The organism is Symbiopectobacterium purcellii (assembly GCF_019797845.1).
GTDB classification, from domain to species: Bacteria; Pseudomonadota; Gammaproteobacteria; order Enterobacterales; family Enterobacteriaceae; genus Symbiopectobacterium; species Symbiopectobacterium purcellii.
The window spans coordinates 2,587,924-2,605,930 of sequence record NZ_CP081864.1; the positions used below are offsets into that span (position 1 = coordinate 2,587,924).

Below are 18,007 nucleotides of genomic sequence, written 5' to 3' on the forward strand. Positions count from 1 at the left end.
TTTCTGTTTGCGACTCAAATTTGTTGACAATAGATATTTATCACATATTCGCCGGACTGATCAACCCGATCGCTGGACATGAAGTGATTCCAGTACCTGTGCTGGAGGAAAAGCACTATACCGCTACGCAAATCGGCAAGATTTTCAATGTCTCGGCAAACAAGATTGGCCGTATCGCCAACGATAACAACATGAAGACGGAGGAATACGGCGAGTACTATCTGGACAAGTCACGCTACAGCGACAAGCAGGTTGAGGCTTTCCGCTACAACGATAAGGCACTGGAAAAGTTCAATGACATCCTGCTTGCGGAGTTGGAGGCGGCAAACAGCGGACTCGTATAGCCATAAACCGAAACCCACCGCCCCATTGACGCAAGGATAACCCATGCGCTATAGTCACTCTGCATCTGCAAATTCAGGTGCCGGGATTCGAAACCCCGGATAACTAACAAGGCGCATAACACGCCTACAGCGTGTTTTTTTATGCGTCAGTCTGCCATATCAGAATAATGGTGGGCTGGATGGGGGAGCCGCAAGGCTCGCCGGGTCCTTGTTAGCCGGTAGTTTCGAACCCTGTTCAGCTCACCGCCAAATGAGATTCGAAACCTCTAGGTGGTGATGTTCCTTAACTAACAAGGAAATCATTACTATGACAACCTTAATGTTCCGCAATACCGTTATTGAAACCATATCCCACAACGGGCAGATCTGGTTTACCTCTGCTGAGCTTGCTAAAGCACTCGAGTATGCAGATCCCAAAGCAGTTTCCGGGCTTTATAACAGCAACAAAGACGAATTCGCAACAGGCATGTCTCAGGTGGTCGAATCGACCACTTCAGGGAATTACCGCAAAAAGACTCGCATTTTCTCTCTACGCGGCGCACATCTCGTCGCAATGTTTTCCCGTACCCCTGTTGCCAAAGAGTTTCGCAAATGGGTGCTGGATCTTCTCGACAGAGAAACCAATATCCCACAATACAAACCCCAGGCCGCCGAACTGTTCAGCGACGATGATACCCGTTGCCTGACTCATCTGGTCTGGAGCATGAGCAACGGCTTTCACTTTGACCGTGCATGGACACAGGCCATCTGGTATGCCCTGCGCCGTGTAACCGGCGTACCCTCCCCTCAGCACTTCGAAATCCGTGCTGGCAGAAGAGTGCCGCCGTATCTACAGCATTACCAACACGCTCAAGGGTGCCATCTTCGACGCTGAGAAGCAGACGCTACGCCGTGTTCTGCGTCACCGTGAAGATGAAGCTATCGTACTGGGCGAGATGCAGCACATGCTTGAAGAGAGCACGCAGCAGCATTACGGCGTCATGACCCACGCACTCGAAAAATGGCAACAGGCGAACGTTAGCCAGTTCCTTCAGCGCCACTAATCCAGTAATTCCGCCCCGGGATTCCATTAATCACATTGACTTGTGAGAGGTTTACTCATGCAAAATTTAACCATTGCACAAACATTAACCATGTCCAGCCGTGAAATCGCCGAACTGACCGAAAAGCAGCATAAACATGTGCTGGAAGACTGCCGCAAAATGTTCGAGGCGCTCAATATTCAATCGGCCGACTTTTCGGCTGATTACAAAGACAGCAAAGGACGCACCTATCAGGAGTTTTTGCTTGACCAGGACTTAACGATGACGCTTGTCATGGGGTACAGCATCGAACTTCGCCATAAAGTCGCCAAGCGCTGGCGTGAACTGGAAAAACAGTTAGCCATCCCCGCAGACCCCATTCAGATGCTCAACGACCCGGCAGCCATGCGCGGTATTCTGCTTACCTACACCGAAAAGGTTATCGCTCTTGAAAGCAAAGTTGAGGAGATGGCCCCAGACGTGAAAGCCCTGCACCGCATCGCAAAATCTGACGGCGGCATATGCATCACCAACGCCGCCAAGGAGTTGCAGGTACGCCCCAAAGACCTGTTCGCCTTTCTCCGTGAGCGTGGCTGGATTTATCGCCGTATCGGTGTCAAGAACTGGATAGCCTACCAGAGCAAAATCCAGTCCGGCTACCTCGAGCATAAAATCTCACTTATCCCCTGCGACGACGGCACCGACAAAATCCGCGAGCAGGTGCTGGTGACACCGAAGGGACTGGCGAAGCTGTCCCAAGCGTTCTGCCTCGAACCGGCGTAATCAAATGTCCTTTCACCGCCCCGGTAATACACCGGGGTTACATTTTCTTCATCGTTTTTACTAACGAGGACTTTACTCATGCAAAATTTAATTTCTGAACATATTTTAACCATTTCCAGCCGCTACGAGCGGTTTTTTTTCGCCTGAATTAAGGAGATGAGGATGGAAATCAGCATCGGTGACAAATACGTCATCACAGCAGACCAGTACCAATATGTTTTGCAGGAGCGCAAGGCGAAGAAAGACGGAAAGAATGCAGGTGGTGAATATCTTTCGACCATCGGCTATTACACGAAGCTGCCACAGCTTATTAGCCGACTATGTCACTTGGATGTAATGACGTCAGACGCGCAGACGTTGCAGGCCGTAGAGCAGCGCATAGCGAGGTTATCGTTGGAAATTGAATCAGCATTCGGGAGATGAGGATGAGTAAGCATACGCCGGGGCCGTGGAAATGGTGGACGAGTAATAGCTTTCGCCGCCTGAGTGGTCCAGACGGTAAGGATGGTGGCGTACTTTGCCCGACTGTGAGCAAAAGTGACGGGCACCCTGATTTAATCGTGAGCAAGGCTAATATGGAGCTGATTGAAGCCGCACCGGATTTGCTTGAGGCGCTGGAAGGTGCTTTAGGCTGGCTCAATAACGGGCTGGCACGCGAGCATTACGATAAGGCAGTTGCCGCCATAGCCAAGGCCAAAGGTGAATCATGAAGCGAACAGCGCTAACAGCAAAGCTATTTCTAGCCGCTCGTGTAGCGGCTTTTTTGTGGGCGTCATTCATCATTTGGAGCGCGATATGATGCGAATACCCTTACCTCTGTGGCTGCTTACGGTCTGCGTGGTGGCCTTCTCATTTTTTCTCTACTGGCACATTGAGCATCGCAACTTCCTCTTATCGCTGCTTAGTGTGGCCGGATTCACCCTGTGCCTGACTGAACTCGTGCAGCGCCTGGTTGAGCATTTCAGAAACCGGAGGCGGCAATGACGCTATTCGAATGGGCTGTAGCGATTATGGTTGGTCTGGCTGTGTTTCGGGTTATCTGAGGACATCACTGTGAATGCTGATGAATGGCTGAATGAGTGCTTATCGATGGGAGAAAGAAGAAAGGATGCTCTTGGCATTTCGATACCGCGTGAACTGTTCCTGAAAGACGTGTTTGCTGATATTCAGAAAACAGTTGTGTTTGAAGTGCCAGTACCGAATGAAGGCGAAGATTTGAAAATGTATCACCGCCGCGTGTGTGTTGCCGCAAAGAAATCAGGCGGTACTGTGGTTACTAAGGTTAAGTGAGGTTGTGATGAACTTGATATCAAAAACAGAAGTCATGGAGCTACTGCACATAAAGTCTCGCGATACCCTTTACCGGTACGAGAAAAACAGAGGCTTCCCGCGCCCAATCAAACAGCACCCAACCTACTACTTGAAATCGGCGGTAGAGGATTGGGCGGTCAGGCAATCGCAGGGGATCACTTCAAATTCTTAATGTGCCAGAAAATTTTATCAGCATGTAATTCGTATGCTTCCTTCTGCTCTTTCAGCCAATCATGCTTGTTGTACACCGCCATCACGCCGCCAAGCTCATGCCCTAGCATCTTCTCAGTGACGTGCGGTGCAATTCCCTCCTCTGATAGCCTGGTTGATAGCGAACGCCTGAAGTCGTGCGCTCTCCAGTATCCCAAGTCCATGCCTTCACGCAGGCGGATGATGAATCTGTTTGCGGCTGCGATTGTCATCGGCTCAGAAAGTCGCTGTCCGGGGAAAAGGACATCCCCGTAGGCATCCATCAATCTTTCCAGCATAGGCTTTATCTGGTCGAATATGGGCCGCCTGATGGCGCTTTTTGTCTTGCTTCTCTCGCCCGGCACTGTCCATATCAAATCATGCATATCAAACTCTCTTGATACAGACTCCCTCAATTCGGTATTACGACATCCCCATAGCATCGACATTTGGTGCAATAGCTTGTTTGGCGTGGTCGCCCTGCTCTGCTCTATCGCTACCCATATCCTTGCCAGTTCCGTATATGTGAAAACGCGCTCACCGCGATCTGCCCTTGTGCCGATATCTTTCGGGCTGATTTTCATCAGGGATGACCCATTGATCAGTTGTCTACGTATGCACCAATTGATTGCTGATTTGGTCTGCACAAATAGGGTTCTGGCTCGCTTGCTGTTTACCCGCTCCTGCTCGGTGAAATAGTCCATCCACTCGCGCACGTTGATTGTATCTATCGGTCGGCCGGGGAATTCATCTCGGATAATCCTTACTGCCACAGCCTCATACAGCGCTGCTGTTTTGGGGCGCAACTGCGTGTGTACATAATCCTGACGCCAGCGATCAATGCATTCTGATAAAGTAAGCTCTTTCGTGGCTCCGGCCGGTGAGAAGTAATTACGCGGATCATCACCCCTGTCATACATTAACCGGAGTTCTCCGACGAGTACGCGAGCATCCTTAAGAAGCATTGCTGGGTACTTGCCGATTGTTAGGCGCTGCGGTTGGCCGTTCCAGCGGTAGCGAAACTGAAAGGCGATAGAGCCTTTTGGTGATACCCTAGCGGACAGGCCATCACCATCGGTTAACTCTGTGCGCGAGTCCTGAGATTTACCAAGTAGTGAGCGTAGTTTTGTGTCGCTAAGGGCCATGATAATATTGTGTACACGAGGTAAAATTGAGTGTGTACCAATTATGTACACAAATAGCCTCGGACTAGCAAATGCAATTTAACGAATTGCGGTACAATGTAAGACAAATAAAGACAGATAGCCACCTTAAGCAACTGGTTGTAATAGACAAAATGACGCACGAGAGCGATTAATAAGACAATGAGCGACACATCAATACAGCCAACGTACTTTATCCATGACTATGAAACCTTCGGCAAACATCCTGCCCGCGATCGCCCGGCGCAGTTTGCCGGTGTGCGTACCGATATGGACTTCAATATCATTGGTGAACCGCTGGTGATTTACTGCCAGCCGACCGATGGCTACCTGCCGGAACCGGAAGCGGTGCTCATCACCGGCATTACGCCGCAAATCGCGCAAGCCAAAGGGGTTTGCGAAGCAGAGTTCACGCGCCAGATTCATGCTGCCTTCAGCGTGCCGAACACCTGCATTATGGGATACAACAATATTCGCTTCGACGATGAGGTGAGCCGCAATATTTTCTACCGCAATTTCTACGATCCCTATGCGTACAGTTGGCAACACGGAAATTCTCGCTGGGATTTGCTGGATGCGCTGCGTGCTTGCTACGCCTTGCGCCCGGACGGCATTACATGGCCGCTCAATGGTGATGGCTTGCCCAGTTTTCGTCTGGAACATCTGACGCAAGCCAATGGTGTAGCGCACGAACACGCCCACGATGCCATGTCCGATGTGTATGCCACCATTGCCATGGCGAAGATGTTTAAGCAAGCCCAGCCGAAACTGTTCCAGTATCTGTTTGCGTTACGCAATAAAAACAAGGTCAGTCAGCTTATCGATATTCCCCAAATGAAACCGCTGGTGCATGTCAGCGAGATGTTTGGCGCGGCGCGTGGCAATACCAGTTGGGTGGTGCCGCTGGCCTGGCACCCGGAAAATCGCAATGCGGTGATCCTGTGCGATCTGGCCGGTGATATCACCCCGCTGCTTGAGCTAGATGCTGATGCGTTACGTGAACGGCTCTATACCCCGCGAGAGCGTCTGGCCCCCCAGCAAAGTCCGGCCCCTGTCAAACTGGTGCATATCAATAAATGCCCGGTGCTGGCCCCCGCCAACACGCTGCGCCCCGAAGATGCAGCGCGACTGGGAATCGATCGCCAGCACTGTCTCGATAATCTGGCGGTATTACGTCAACGCAGCGATCTTCGTGAAAAAGTGGTGGCTCTCTATGCCGATGCGCCGCCCTTCACGCCGGACAGCGACGTGGATATGCGGTTATACGATGGCTTTTTTGGCGATGCCGACCGTGCGGCCATGAACATTATTCAGCAGACGGCGGCAAAGAATCTGCCTGCGCTGGATCTGTCATTTAATGACAATCGCATCGCGCCGTTATTATTCCGTTATCGCGCCAGAAACTTTCCCGGCACGTTGGATGACAGTGAGCAACAGCGTTGGTTACAGCACCGCAAAGCGGTATTCACCGCCGAGCGTCTCCAAGACTATGTCTCACACTTGCAAGAACTGTATGCTCAGCACGAAGACGACAAGCGCAAAACCGAACTGCTGAAAGCCCTGTTTGTCTATACGCAGACCTTGGTCGGCTGATTTTTACGGTGCGAAGGCATAAAAAAACCGGTTCACATCGTGAACCGGCTTAAGGTCGAACAGTGCTGTTGTCCGCTATAGTCTCACAGCAGCTCTTCGCTGCACTGCGGCACCGGTTCACGGAAAGTGCGTGTCACAAACGCCAGGTAGATGAGACCAATAGACGCCCAGATCAGCCCCAACGTCATGGAGCTCTTCTCCAGATTCAGCCACAACGCCCCCACCGCCAACGCGCCTAACAGCGGCAACACCAGATAGTGGAAAGTATCTTTCAGCGTACGGTTACGCCCTTCACGCAGATAGAACTGAGAAATCACCGACAGGTTAACAAAGGTAAATGCCACCAGCGCACCAAAGTTAATCAATGCAGTTGCCACTTCCAAATCGAAAGAGACCGCAGAGAGCGCAACCACACCGACCAGCAGTACGTTCAGCGACGGCGTGCGCCATTGTGGGTGGATATAGCCGAAGAAGCGTTCTGGGAACACACCGTCACGACCCATGACATACATCAGGCGGGAAACCCCTGCATGCGCGGCCATACCGGAAGCCAGTACGGTAACGCAGGAGAACACCAGAATAATTGACTGGAAGAATTTCCCTGCCACGTACAGCATGATTTCCGGCTGAGAGGACTCTGGCGAAGTGAATCGGGCAACGTCTGGAAAATAGAGTTGCAGGAAATAGGACACCACGATAAAGATCACGCCGCCAATCAGTGCTGTCAGAAATATCGCTTTCGGGATCACGCGCCCGGCATCTGGGGTTTCTTCTGACAACGAGCTAATGCCGTCAAAGCCCAAGAATGAGAAGCACAGTATGGTCGCACCGGTGATCATCGGCACAACATGCGCATTTTCGGACCAGAACGGTCGCGTGCTGACCAGTGTACCCGCACCCTCGCCTTGTGAAACACCGTAAATCAACAGGCCCAGGAATACCGCCATGATCGCCACTTGCACCACCACGATAATCGAGTTCAGATTGGCAACAATGTTAATACCGCGCAGGTTGAACATCGTCATCAGAGCAACCAGTCCGGCCACGAAAATCCAGGCCGGCACCCCGGGGAAAATCGCTTCCAGATAGGTTCTCGCCAACAGAATGTTGATCATCGGCATAAACAGATAATCGAGCAACGAAGACCAGCCAACCATAAAACCAACGTGCGGGCTGATCGCCTTTTGCGCGTAAGTGTAGGCTGAGCCTGCGGAAGGAAAACGGCGCACCAGTTTGCCGTAGCTGACAGCAGTAAACAGGATACCAATCAGTGCAAAGCCATAGGCGGTGGCGACATGGCCATCCGTCAAATTGGTCACGATGCCGAAAGTATCATAAATGGTCATTGGCTGCATGTACGCCAGCCCCATCATGACCACCTGCCACAGCGTCAGGGTTTTTCTTAACTGAGCACGTTGCGAAGCCGGAGCGGCACTGTTAACAGACATGATACGTCTCTCCTATCCCCACAACAGACAACGCTGGACCGACAAACGCCGGTGCCCTATTGAGAAATTGCCCCATTTTCCTTTCCTCATTGTGGCCGTTTGGCACACAGAATACTGATTATCTATCCGGATCGATGTCCGGCCTCTTGGTTGAAAACACAGGTGTTGCGTCATGTATTGATGCAAAAAAATAACCGACGCTAGTGAAGCGTCGGCTATTTACAGGGCGCGTATCATGCCCTAATCGGGGTGTTCTGACAAGCTATAGTGTTATTCTTAATGACATTAGGTGGGATTCTGACCGACCTAAATGTAATAAATTATTTTTTAGTGCTGTACAGTCAGAAATCAATCCTGAAAGCGCTTTCTTTTTTGGATTTGCAAGCGTTCTAATTCGTAGATCACCTGCTGCAAATCGCGCTCCTGAGAAGCCGAAAGCGCTGGGAATTTAAAACGGAGCCGCTTCATCACTTTTACTTCGCCTTTGCTGTCAACGACTTTGCTGTCGGCCTGCCCCACCAGTTGCATATCGACGCAGAAGAAGCCGTATTCATCCAGATCCATCTCGACATTTTCCAGAATGTCGCCCGGAGCGATCACATCGCTCATGTCTCGTTCAGTAAACAGCCCTAATCCACCGAGGGAAATATCTTTGATTTCAAACTGAAAAGGCGTCTTATCCACGAGCTCACCGCGACACAGCAGCGGTGGCCACACCGGCGTAGTAATACGAAAGTAATTTCTGCGCTGTATGTAGAAGAGCTCTGGTGGAACCTGGGCCGTGAACGCCGGTAGACCTTGAAAGGTCACGGTACGGGCAATACTGGATTTGAATTCTACTTTAGCCCCCGCCGGCTCAGCCACAAAAGCAAGATCGCCCGCATACAGCGCACGACTGTTTTCGGTTTCCACACCACCGAGGTCGAAAACAAACAGGTTATCGTCTGGCAACACATCCAGAATCTTGCTGATAAACTGCCCGCGTGCATGGTTGACCATCACAGTGATGTCATTTTTTTGCAAGTCGCGTAACGTTGCGCAGATAGCCAGTTTATTGCGCTTAACAAACTGTTCTTTGGAATTCTGTTCCACCACACCTATCCCCATCATGAAATGAATGGTCTATGCACATCGGCAGCCAATCGCATGAAAAAAACATCCCATAGGTATCGGCAGCGGATCATTAAACTTTAGCTCAGCCGCAGCGACCCTATCATTGCATCGCGTGCAGGCAATGATACTGAGCCCCATAACGTTACGGTGTGGGAAGGCCTGGCGTCAAGCCCATACCTATCAGGCATTCAGGTCAGCATAGTATTCAGCATCAGAAGCGCCAGTGACACGCTCAAGGCGCCGCCAACCCGGGTAGCGATTTGTGCGAACGGCATTAATACCATCCGCTCTCCTGCGCTTAAAATCGCGACATCCCCTGTCCCTCCCTGTCCACTCTGGCAACAAGAAATAATAGCAACGTCAATAGGATGCATACCGATCTTTTTGCCCACCAGAAACCCGGTCATCACCAAGGACAGCATGGTGGAAACAATCACCAGCAGATTCGCCCACGTAAGGGCGTCTTCCAACGCCTGCCAGGATGTCATCGCGACGCCCACCGCAAACAGAATCGGGTAAGTCACCGCCGTCTGGAAGAATTTATATACCACCTGCGAGCCTGCCAGCAGAGACGGTGAAATCCCGTTTATCAACTTTAGCGCGATAGCCAGAAACAGCATGCCAACCGGAGCGGGCAACCCGCAGACACGGTATATTTCCACCCCCACCATGTAGAGCAGCATGGCGAGTAGCGCCCCCGCGGCGATAGAGGCTAATTCAGGCTTTGCGCTGGGCGGCGCCGACAAGGCAGGCGCGCTGTTGCTGAAGCTCATGCCGTCAGGCATCAATGCCCCCTCTCCGGTCAGATGGGGAAAGCGCTTACCGAGTTGATTCAATATTCCCGCCAGAATTATGGCGGTAAGACTCCCCAGCATCACGATGGGCAACATATGACCCAGTGCTTCAGCCTGATCCTGATTCAGCAGCAGCGCGTAACCAATGGAGAGCGGAATGGCGCCTTCGCCAATCCCACCTGCCATAATGGGTAACACCAGAAAGAAAAACAGATGAAACGGATCCATCCCCAGCACGATGCCCACCGCCATCCCCGTTAGCATGCCAACCACCTCACCGCATATCATGGGAATAAAGATGCGTAGGAATCCTTGAATCAAGGTACTGCGATTCATGCTAAGCGTACTGCCCACAATGATGCAGCATATGTAGAGATACAGGATATTGCTGTCGTGATAAAAGGTGCTGACGGATGCCACCACCGCCTGTGGTAACCACCCGTAATGCACCAACGCGGAGGGAATAAAGGTGGCGCAAATGGCCACGGCGCCCATTTTGCCAACCAGCGGTAAGCGGCGGCCAAATTCGCCACAGGCAAATCCGAAAAAGGCCAGGGTCACAACCATCACGACAATATCACTTGATAAGGTATCGTTGACACAGTTCAGGACCACCAATCCCCCCGCCAGAATAAATAGCGGTAGCGGAATCACACCCACTTTATAATCGAGCCAGATACGCTGCCATTTATATTTAAGTAAATCGTGTCGATGTGCCTTATCAATCAGCCTGACATCACTCATATCATCTTTCATGTTCACCGCCATGGTATTATTACTATCTACAAAAATAGAATGCGTTGACATCGCCTCAGGGAGGCATGGAACGTGACGGATAATAGCCTGTCGGCGATCACATAATCGCCGCTCAGGGTTTTCTGATCTTGTTTGGCACGATGAAAGGGAAATAAAACCAGTAGCACTGCGGTCGGTAACGCCACCGATTTACGGTGGCACAGGACACATTGGCCCCGCGACAGGTAAACACTATATTAATTCTGGTAATTTTCTTTCAAAAAACGCAGATATAAATACTGAACAATTCTTTTTATTGAATTAAATAGCGCAACAGCGTGCTGCGATTATTTCGTCGACCGATTAACGCAGCCATCGTGAATACCTCGCCCTGCCAAACGGGGATATTGTCGCTGTTAATGTGCGGCTCCCCTTTCTCTGTACGTTAGTCTGTGCATTTGCCCAGCAACCTATGGGCACCCTGCTGGAAATATCAATCCTTATCACAGATTCATCACCTGCTCAGGCGACACGCTAAATTCGTGCCCCGTCGCCACCGATAACCTAACAAATGACAATAAAAGGCCTGATACATCGGTCAATCTACACCGTCACGCAAGGGGCATCTCCATGGGGTTAATCAACAACGCAGTGAAAAACATTAAAATTTCGCACAAGCTTTATTTAGGCTTCAGCGTAGTATTGCTGTTAGTGGTGTTGGCTTCTTCGCTTAGCGCCATGCGCTTTCATGACATTCGCATCATCTATGAAAAAACCAATCTGATTTACAACATCAACATTGAAGTCTTTCAGGCAAAAATCAATCGACTCAAGTATTTTTATACCCCCGATGATGCCACCCAGACCGTACTGAGCAATTTCATCAAACATGCCTCTGAACTGACGCAAAGCGCGCATTCGCTGCCCTGGCGCCCTGAAGAACAGAATGACCTGCAAACGCTGGAGCGTATCCTGGCCGATTTTCAGCAAGCCATAAAAGAGATGTCTCAAGCCTCTCAGCATACCGTGGCGTTAAAAAAACAGATTGCCGAACTGGACGGTCAGGATGCCATTCAGCGTTTTCGCGACGCCATTGCCGCGCAACCCTTAGGGCTGTCAGAGTATCAACGGGCGGATGATATTGCCTACTTGAGCGCGGCACTCAGGCAGTTAGCCAGTACGCTGTATCAAACCGATAGCGATGACGCGGCAAAAGCACTCGACGCCCGTTATCAGACCGCACAGCAGGCTTATCAGGCGGTGCTGCCGACGCTTCCCGCAGAAACACATGGGCTGCTCGATGAACTGTGGCGTTATACGCAGCGCTACGTCGCGCTGCATCAGGAGCACCACAGCGCCATGGCCACGCTGAAGAAAACCGAAAACGCGGTAAAGGTGGGGGGAGACAAAAGCAGCGCGGTGATTAAATCGCTGATTGCCTCTATCAAAGATCAAAACGACCGACTGGCCTACGGTTCTGCCTATATCACGCTGGTGATAGGCGCTATTGCCGTGCTGATCGGTATAGTGATCACCTTTTATATCGTGCGCCAGATTTCACGCCCGGTGCAGCGCAACCTGGCGCTGGCGGAACGGATTGCCAGCGGTGATTTGACCGCCACCATACAGTCCGACAGCAATGATGAACTGGGGAGACTCACGGCCGCCATGGCACAAATGAACAGCCGCTTACATCATGTGATTGCCGATGTGCGCGACAGCGTTAGCCGGGTGTCATCGTCTGCGGCAGAGATTGCCGCAGGCAATAGCGATCTGGCCTCGCGCACCGAACAACAATCGGCCGCCGTGGTCGAAACTGCCGCCAGCATGGAACAACTGACGTCAACGGTAAAAAACAACACCGATAACGCACGGCATGCCAGCCAAATAGCCTCTGAAGCGGCGCAAAATGCACAGAAAGGTGGGGAGGTGGTACGCAACGTCGTTACTACCATGGATGATATCGCCGCCAGTGCCAGGAAGATTGCCGATATCACCACGGTGATTAACGGCATCGCATTCCAGACCAATATTCTGGCGCTTAACGCCGCTGTCGAAGCGGCACGCGCGGGTGAACAAGGACGAGGTTTTGCAGTAGTGGCAGGTGAAGTGCGAGCCCTCTCGCAGCGCAGCTCGCAGGCCGCCAAGGATATTGCGGCGTTAATCAATGAATCGGTGGAGCGCACCGGCGTGGGCAGTAAGCTGGTAGCTGAGGCCGGACAATCCATGGAAAGCATCGTCAACTCGGTCGCTCGGGTAAACGACATCATGGAAGAAATTTCGTCAGCATCGGAAGAGCAGAGCCGCGGCATTGAACAGATTTCACGCGCTATTACGGAACTGGACAGCACCACGCAGCAAAATGCCACGCGGGTTAGTGCATCCTCCTCCAGTGCTAACACGCTGGAAGAACAAGCTATTGTGTTGTCGCAATTGATGGCAACCTTCCGGCTTGGTGATTCGGAAACGGCGCCACCGTCGCGGCTGGCGCGTCCTGCAACCCAGGCGCTGCCAGCAAAAACGCCGGTTGCGGGCAATGCGCAGGATTGGACGCACTTCTGACGCTGCCGTGACCGCCACGGCTAAACACCGCGGCAGTCAACAGAGGCGTGATGGAATCAGTTACCAGGGCATGGTCATGGGATCGGGGTATTGGTACTCAAAGCCCAGTTCACGACAGATACGCTGCCCGTCAATGATCCGTCCGCCCGGCTCACTCTCGGCGTTGAAATGGGGTGCCACAACGCCGAGACGATGCGCCTGCTCAGTGTAAAACGCTCGCTTACTGGGATGCTGTGGCGCGCAGAGATTATAGCGGTGACCGCCCGCAGGCAGTTGTAACAACAGCTCAATCGCAGCAATCACGTCATCACGATGCACCAGGTTCACGCCGACATCCCCATCGGGGAGATCGGTTTTCCCCGATAAAAAGCGTCCGGGGTGCCGATTGGGTCCCACCAGTCCTGCCAGTCGTAGAATGTCCACCGAGGTATTGGGCAAAGCATGCAACCATTGCTCTAGCTGCACCAAAACGTACCCCGCTGCCGTTTCGGGATGCAGCGCTGAGGACTCCCGCATCGTCCCTGCGCCTTTCCCATACACTGAGGTCGAACTGGTGAACAGGATGCGCGGAATGCCATGCGCCAACGCACTGTTCACCAATTGTTGAACGGCCAGCAGATAGTTCTCACCTCCCTGCGCCGTTCGGCTGGCAGGGAGCGTGATCACTAAAGCATCGACATTCAGTACACTGTCGAGATCGTCGGCATCACACACCAGCTCAGGCGTTAAGTGCAACGCATAGCAGGCAATCCCACTCATGCGCGCCGCTTCAACGCCGTCAGCCGTGGTTTTCGTCCCCGTCACCTGGTAACCGCGCGCATTGAGCGCCAATGCTAACGGCATGCCCAGCCACCCTAAACCTACGATTGACACCTTTTTCATCGACATCACTCCCCGTTGTCTGAGGTTACTTTCTATACCCTAAATAATTCGAGTTGCAGGACAAAACGTTTACGTTTTGAACAGCGCTTGCGCTGGCCCTTTAGGGCGAGACGCATCTATGCATCTCGTAACGCGGCAAGGGAGCGAATCCCGATGAGCTTACATAAGTAAGTGATTCGGGTAAGCGAGTGCCGCCAACGCGCATGCAACTTGAAGGATGACGGGTATATTCTACTCTCGAATTGCCGCCTCGTATCCGACAAGACAATTTTTCGCTTCCTGTGTCCACCGCGCGACGAAGAAAAATGCGTCGTTGCGTAAAACCCTAGCATCGTTCTAACCCGCTCCATTCGGTGGCATATTATCCTATTTAATTGATTAACTACCGACGATAATGTGAGTATTTATCAGTACAGTTACAAAATTCGCTAATGCGTTTTCCGTCAATAAACCAGACGCCGACGCGCGCAACAAAAAAAGGTTGCACAACGACAGTGAGATGGTTTAGGTTTATTAGCAATGCAATTAGTGCTGTTTATTTAAGAGAATTTTTTATGTTACGCGTTCTGTCAAACCACCATCATCACCATCATCCTGATTAGTCTTTCAGGCAGTTGGTGCTGGAAGACGTTCGGATCTTCCAGTGGCGCAGAACCTAAAGAGAGCCCTCGGAAGATCATCTTCCGAGGGTTTTTTTATGGCCCGATGATGAACAAAAGTGGTGGTCAGCAGCGCATCCATTTTGACAGGTAAAAGAGGTTTCCATGCTGGATAAAACACGTTTACGCATTGCAATGCAAAAATCAGGCAGACTGAGCGATGATTCCCGGGAATTGTTGGCACGTTGCGGTATTAAAATTAATTTACAGCAGCAGCGTTTAATCGCGTTTGCAGAAAATATGCCTATCGATATCCTGCGGGTACGTGATGACGATATCCCCGGTCTGGTGATGGACGGCGTGGTCGACCTGGGCATCATCGGTGAAAACGTGCTGGAAGAAGAGTTGCTTAACCGCCGGGCGCAAGGGGAAGACCCGCGTTATTTCATGCTGCGCCGCCTCGATTTTGGCGCGTGCCGTCTGTCACTGGCCATGCCGCTGGATGAAGAATACACCGGCCCACAATGTCTTGATAACAAACGCATCGCCACCTCTTACCCGCACCTGTTGAAGAAATACTTCGATAAACAAGGGATCAATTTTAAATCCTGCCTGTTAAACGGTTCAGTGGAAGTCGCGCCGCGCGCCGGATTGGCCGATGCCATTTGCGATCTGGTATCTACCGGTGCCACGTTGGAAGCAAACGGTCTGCGCGAAGTAGACGTTATATACCGCTCCAAAGCCTGTCTGATTCAACGTGACGGCGAGATGCCCACCGAGAAACAACAGTTGATCGACAAACTGCTGACCCGTATGCAAGGTGTTATCCAGGCGCGTGAATCGAAATACATCATGCTGCATGCTCCCAGCGAGCGCCTTGATGAAGTGATTGCCCTGCTGCCCGGCGCAGAACGCCCGACTATCCTCCCGCTGGCCGGCGACCAAAGCCGCGTTGCCATGCACATGGTCAGTAGCGAAACCTTGTTCTGGGAAACCATGGAACGGCTCAAGACGCTGGGTGCCAGTTCCATTCTGGTGTTGCCTATCGAGAAGATGATGGAGTAACTGCCATGACCAGACGCAATTTCGATACGCTTATTGAGTGGGAACAGTGCGCTGAACAAGAGCGCCAGCAGTTGCTGACCCGCCCGGCTATTTCGGCTTCCGATCGCATCACCCGTAGCGTGAACGAGATTCTCGATCGGGTAAAAGCCGAAGGCGACAGCGCACTGCGCGCTTTCAGTGCCCAGTTTGACAAGGTTAACGTGGACGCGATTCGCGTTACGCCGGAGCAAATTGCTGCCGCAGCCGCGCGATTGGGCAACGACATCAAACAGGCAATGGCGATTGCCGTCAGCAACATTGAGACCTTCCACAACGCACAGCGTTTACCGCCCGTTGATGTGGAAACCCAACCGGGCGTGCGTTGCCAGCAGGTCACGCGCCCTATCGACAGCGTAGGCTTATATATTCCCGGTGGTTCCGCACCGCTGTTCTCTACAGTGCTGATGCTGGCCACGCCAGCGCGTATCGCCGAGTGCCGTCGCGTAATTCTCTGTTCGCCACCGCCGATTGCCGATGAAATTCTGTATGCCGCCCAACTGTGTGGCGTGCAGGAAGTGTTTCAATTGGGCGGTGCGCAAGCTATCGCCGCCATGGCATTCGGCACCGAGAGCGTCCCCCGCGTTGCCAAAATTTTTGGCCCTGGTAATGCTTATGTGACCGAAGCTAAACGCCAGGTGAGTCAGCGTCTGGATGGCGCAGCCATCGATATGCCTGCGGGGCCTTCCGAAGTGTTGGTGATCGCCGACAGCGGAGCAACTCCCGCGTTTGTGGCCTCCGATCTGTTATCACAGGCAGAGCACGGCCCAGATTCCCAGGTGATTCTGGTCACGCCGGATGCCGCTCTGGCCCGCGCCGTGGCGCAGGCCGTGCAACAGCAGTTAGCCCAGCTACCGCGTGCAGAGATCGCACGTCAGGCGCTGGACAGCAGCCGAGCCATTGTGGCGCGCGATTTGGCGCAATGCATTGATATCAGCAATCAGTACGGGCCGGAGCACTTGATTATTCAAACCCGCGACCCCGAAGCGCTGGTTGCACACATCACCAGCGCAGGTTCGGTATTCCTCGGTGACTGGTCACCGGAATCCGCAGGGGATTACGCCTCTGGCACCAACCACGTACTGCCGACCTATGGCTATACCGCCACTTACTCCAGTTTGGGGCTGGCGGATTTCCAGAAACGCATGACCGTTCAACAGCTAACACCGCAAGGTTTTCTGCGTCTGGCGCCCACCATTGAGGTGTTAGCTCAGGCAGAACAACTGGTTGCCCACAAGAATGCCGTCACGCTACGCGTCGCTGCCCTGAAAGAGAAGGAAACCCAATGAGCATTGAACAACTGGCTCGCGCCAATGTACGCACGCTTACGCCCTATCAATCGGCACGCCGCCTGGGTGGTAAAGGTGATGTGTGGCTCAATGCCAACGAATTTTTCCAGGCACCAGAATTCCAACTCACCGCACAGACGCTGAACCGTTATCCTGAATGCCAACCGCCGGTAGTCATCGAACGCTATGCAGCCTATGCTGGCGTCAAGCCCGAGCAGGTGCTGGTCAGTCGCGGTGCAGACGAAGGGATCGAACTGCTGATCCGTGCCTTTTGCGAACCGGGACAAGATGCCGTGCTTTATTGTCCTCCCACCTACGGCATGTATGGCGTCAGCGCGGAAACGCTGGGCGTTGAACGCCGTACGGTGCCCAGCACGGCGAATTGGCAGTTAGACTTGCCTGCTATTGCAGAAAATCTTAGTAGGGTAAAACTGATTTACGTGTGCAGCCCCAACAACCCGACCGGTAATGTCCTTGACGCAGACGATCTGCGTAAGTTGTTGGCACTGGCTGCAGGCAAAGCGCTGGTGGTCGTGGATGAAGCCTATATCGAATTCAACCCCGGCTCCACGGTCGCTGGCTGGTTGGCAGACTATCCGCATCTGGTGGTACTGCGTACCCTTTCTAAAGCGTTCGCGCTGGCAGGATTACGTTGCGGCTTTACGTTAGCGAATGAACCCGTGATCGCACTGCTGCTGAAGGTCATCGCACCTTATCCGCTGTCAACGCCGGTGGCAGATATCGCTGCGCAAGCGCTGGATGACGCCGGAATCGACACGATGCGTGAACGTGTCGCTGAGATTGCAGAAAACCGCGCCTGGCTGATGGCCGCGCTGGCGCCGTTACCTTGTGTGGAACAGGTGTTTGACAGCGCCAGCAACTACGTATTGGTACGTTTCGCTGCCGCCAGTAATGTGTTCAAAACGCTGTGGGATCAGGGCATTATTTTACGCGATCAGAACAAACAGCCCGGCCTTTCCGGATGCCTGCGCATCACTATCGGCAGCCGTGGCGAATGCCAGCAGGTGGTTGCCGCACTGCGCGCCTTATCCGGCATTAACGAGTAATCACCAGGAGCA

At 52.5% G+C, this 18,007-nt stretch carries 17 protein-coding genes and 1 other annotated feature; of the genes, 12 read left to right on the plus strand and 5 right to left on the minus strand.

The features are described 5' to 3' along the window. Positions 1-23 precede the first annotated feature (23 nt). The 7 genes from K6K13_RS12180 to K6K13_RS12205 all read left to right on the plus strand — a co-directional run bounded on the left by K6K13_RS12180 (position 24) and on the right by K6K13_RS12205 (position 3,439). Complete coding sequence (locus K6K13_RS12180) at positions 24-344, plus strand: hypothetical protein (RefSeq protein ID WP_350338134.1); 321 nt, start codon at positions 24-26, stop codon at positions 342-344. A gap of 307 nt (positions 345-651) precedes the next feature. Continuing rightward, the gene (locus tag K6K13_RS23575) at positions 652-1,218 is read left to right on the plus strand and encodes a BRO-N domain-containing protein (protein WP_350338135.1); all 567 of its coding nucleotides are present in this window, start codon (positions 652-654) and stop codon (positions 1,216-1,218) included. Then, positions 1,148-1,387: a hypothetical protein gene (locus K6K13_RS23260; protein WP_252120268.1), complete on the plus strand. Its 240-nt coding sequence runs from the start codon at positions 1,148-1,150 to the stop codon at positions 1,385-1,387. The genes K6K13_RS23575 and K6K13_RS23260 overlap by 71 nt, the downstream gene beginning before the upstream one ends. A 57-nt stretch (positions 1,388-1,444) precedes the next feature. Next, a complete protein-coding gene (locus K6K13_RS12190; protein WP_222157280.1) occupies positions 1,445-2,149 on the plus strand; it encodes a phage antirepressor KilAC domain-containing protein in 705 nt (234 codons plus the stop codon). A 162-nt stretch (positions 2,150-2,311) separates the two neighbouring features. Next, a complete protein-coding gene (locus K6K13_RS12195; protein ID WP_222157281.1) occupies positions 2,312-2,572 on the plus strand; it encodes a DUF5405 family protein in 261 nt (86 codons plus the stop codon). A gap of 2 nt (positions 2,573-2,574) precedes the next feature. Then, the gene (locus K6K13_RS12200) at positions 2,575-2,859 is read left to right on the plus strand and encodes an XkdD/Y8K6 family phage-associated protein (RefSeq protein WP_222157282.1); all 285 of its coding nucleotides are present in this window, start codon (positions 2,575-2,577) and stop codon (positions 2,857-2,859) included. Positions 2,860-3,202: 343 nt separating this feature from the next. Then, a complete protein-coding gene (locus K6K13_RS12205; protein ID WP_222157283.1) occupies positions 3,203-3,439 on the plus strand; it encodes a hypothetical protein in 237 nt (78 codons plus the stop codon). A 176-nt stretch (positions 3,440-3,615) separates the two neighbouring features. Here K6K13_RS12205 and K6K13_RS12210 read toward each other — a convergent pair whose 3' ends face one another. Further along, on the minus strand, positions 3,616-4,794 hold the full coding sequence (locus K6K13_RS12210; protein WP_222157284.1) for a tyrosine-type recombinase/integrase: 1,179 nt from the start codon (positions 4,792-4,794) through the stop codon (positions 3,616-3,618). A gap of 180 nt (positions 4,795-4,974) precedes the next feature. On the opposite strand from K6K13_RS12210, the gene sbcB reads away from it, so the two are divergent. After that, positions 4,975-6,405, plus strand: coding sequence for an exodeoxyribonuclease I (gene sbcB / locus K6K13_RS12215; RefSeq protein ID WP_222157285.1), 1,431 nt, complete (start codon positions 4,975-4,977; stop codon positions 6,403-6,405). A gap of 83 nt (positions 6,406-6,488) precedes the next feature. On the opposite strand, the gene K6K13_RS12220 is transcribed toward sbcB, so the two are convergent. From K6K13_RS12220 to K6K13_RS12230, 3 genes are all read right to left on the minus strand, one after another. Continuing rightward, positions 6,489-7,853, minus strand: a complete 1,365-nt coding sequence (locus K6K13_RS12220; protein ID WP_222157286.1) for an APC family permease — start codon at positions 7,851-7,853, stop codon at positions 6,489-6,491. 348 nt (positions 7,854-8,201) lie between these two features. Next, complete coding sequence (locus K6K13_RS12225) at positions 8,202-8,960, minus strand: flagellar brake protein (protein WP_434064610.1); 759 nt, start codon at positions 8,958-8,960, stop codon at positions 8,202-8,204. Positions 8,961-9,154: 194 nt separating this feature from the next. Next, a complete protein-coding gene (locus K6K13_RS12230; protein ID WP_434064573.1) occupies positions 9,155-10,516 on the minus strand; it encodes a 2-hydroxycarboxylate transporter family protein in 1,362 nt (453 codons plus the stop codon). A gap of 609 nt (positions 10,517-11,125) precedes the next feature. Here K6K13_RS12230 and K6K13_RS12235 point away from each other — a divergent pair. Continuing rightward, positions 11,126-13,057 carry a methyl-accepting chemotaxis protein gene (locus K6K13_RS12235; RefSeq protein ID WP_222157287.1) on the plus strand — a complete coding sequence of 644 codons (1,932 nt, stop codon included), beginning with the start codon at positions 11,126-11,128 and terminating at the stop codon, positions 13,055-13,057. A 60-nt stretch (positions 13,058-13,117) separates the two neighbouring features. On the opposite strand, the gene K6K13_RS12240 is transcribed toward K6K13_RS12235, so the two are convergent. Continuing rightward, a complete protein-coding gene (locus K6K13_RS12240; RefSeq protein WP_222157288.1) occupies positions 13,118-13,939 on the minus strand; it encodes an SDR family oxidoreductase in 822 nt (273 codons plus the stop codon). A 577-nt stretch (positions 13,940-14,516) separates the two neighbouring features. Continuing rightward, positions 14,517-14,638: a sequence feature (His leader region), on the plus strand. A gap of 65 nt (positions 14,639-14,703) precedes the next feature. Between K6K13_RS12240 and hisG the strand changes: the two genes are divergently transcribed. From hisG to hisC, 3 genes are read left to right on the plus strand one after another with little or no spacing between them, the layout of a single operon-like run. Next, positions 14,704-15,603, plus strand: a complete 900-nt coding sequence (gene hisG, locus K6K13_RS12245) for an ATP phosphoribosyltransferase (RefSeq protein ID WP_222157289.1) — start codon at positions 14,704-14,706, stop codon at positions 15,601-15,603. A gap of 5 nt (positions 15,604-15,608) precedes the next feature. Beyond that, positions 15,609-16,928, plus strand: a complete 1,320-nt coding sequence (hisD, locus tag K6K13_RS12250; protein WP_222157290.1) for a histidinol dehydrogenase — start codon at positions 15,609-15,611, stop codon at positions 16,926-16,928. After that, positions 16,925-17,995 carry a histidinol-phosphate transaminase gene (gene hisC / locus K6K13_RS12255; protein WP_222157291.1) on the plus strand — a complete coding sequence of 357 codons (1,071 nt, stop codon included), beginning with the start codon at positions 16,925-16,927 and terminating at the stop codon, positions 17,993-17,995. The genes hisD and hisC overlap by 4 nt, the downstream gene beginning before the upstream one ends. The last annotated feature ends 12 nt before the right edge of the window (positions 17,996-18,007 follow it).

What these genes read in the sequence shown, in the direction of transcription:
- K6K13_RS23575 (WP_350338135.1), top strand. Translation starts at nt 652, where the DNA reads ATGACAACCTTAATGTTCCGCAATACCGTTATTGAAACCATATCCCAC.
- K6K13_RS12190 (WP_222157280.1), top strand. Translation starts at nt 1,445, where the DNA reads ATGCAAAATTTAACCATTGCACAAACATTAACCATGTCCAGCCGTGAA.
- K6K13_RS12195 (WP_222157281.1), top strand. Translation starts at nt 2,312, where the DNA reads ATGGAAATCAGCATCGGTGACAAATACGTCATCACAGCAGACCAGTAC.
- K6K13_RS12200 (WP_222157282.1), top strand. Translation starts at nt 2,575, where the DNA reads ATGAGTAAGCATACGCCGGGGCCGTGGAAATGGTGGACGAGTAATAGC.
- K6K13_RS12210 (WP_222157284.1), bottom strand. Translation starts at nt 4,794, where the DNA reads ATGGCCCTTAGCGACACAAAACTACGCTCACTACTTGGTAAATCTCAG.
- sbcB (WP_222157285.1), top strand. Translation starts at nt 4,975, where the DNA reads ATGAGCGACACATCAATACAGCCAACGTACTTTATCCATGACTATGAA.
- K6K13_RS12220 (WP_222157286.1), bottom strand. Translation starts at nt 7,853, where the DNA reads ATGTCTGTTAACAGTGCCGCTCCGGCTTCGCAACGTGCTCAGTTAAGA.
- K6K13_RS12225 (WP_434064610.1), bottom strand. Translation starts at nt 8,960, where the DNA reads ATGGGGATAGGTGTGGTGGAACAGAATTCCAAAGAACAGTTTGTTAAG.
- K6K13_RS12230 (WP_434064573.1), bottom strand. Translation starts at nt 10,516, where the DNA reads ATGAAAGATGATATGAGTGATGTCAGGCTGATTGATAAGGCACATCGA.
- K6K13_RS12235 (WP_222157287.1), top strand. Translation starts at nt 11,126, where the DNA reads ATGGGGTTAATCAACAACGCAGTGAAAAACATTAAAATTTCGCACAAG.
- K6K13_RS12240 (WP_222157288.1), bottom strand. Translation starts at nt 13,939, where the DNA reads ATGAAAAAGGTGTCAATCGTAGGTTTAGGGTGGCTGGGCATGCCGTTA.
- hisG (WP_222157289.1), top strand. Translation starts at nt 14,704, where the DNA reads ATGCTGGATAAAACACGTTTACGCATTGCAATGCAAAAATCAGGCAGA.
- hisD (WP_222157290.1), top strand. Translation starts at nt 15,609, where the DNA reads ATGACCAGACGCAATTTCGATACGCTTATTGAGTGGGAACAGTGCGCT.
- hisC (WP_222157291.1), top strand. Translation starts at nt 16,925, where the DNA reads ATGAGCATTGAACAACTGGCTCGCGCCAATGTACGCACGCTTACGCCC.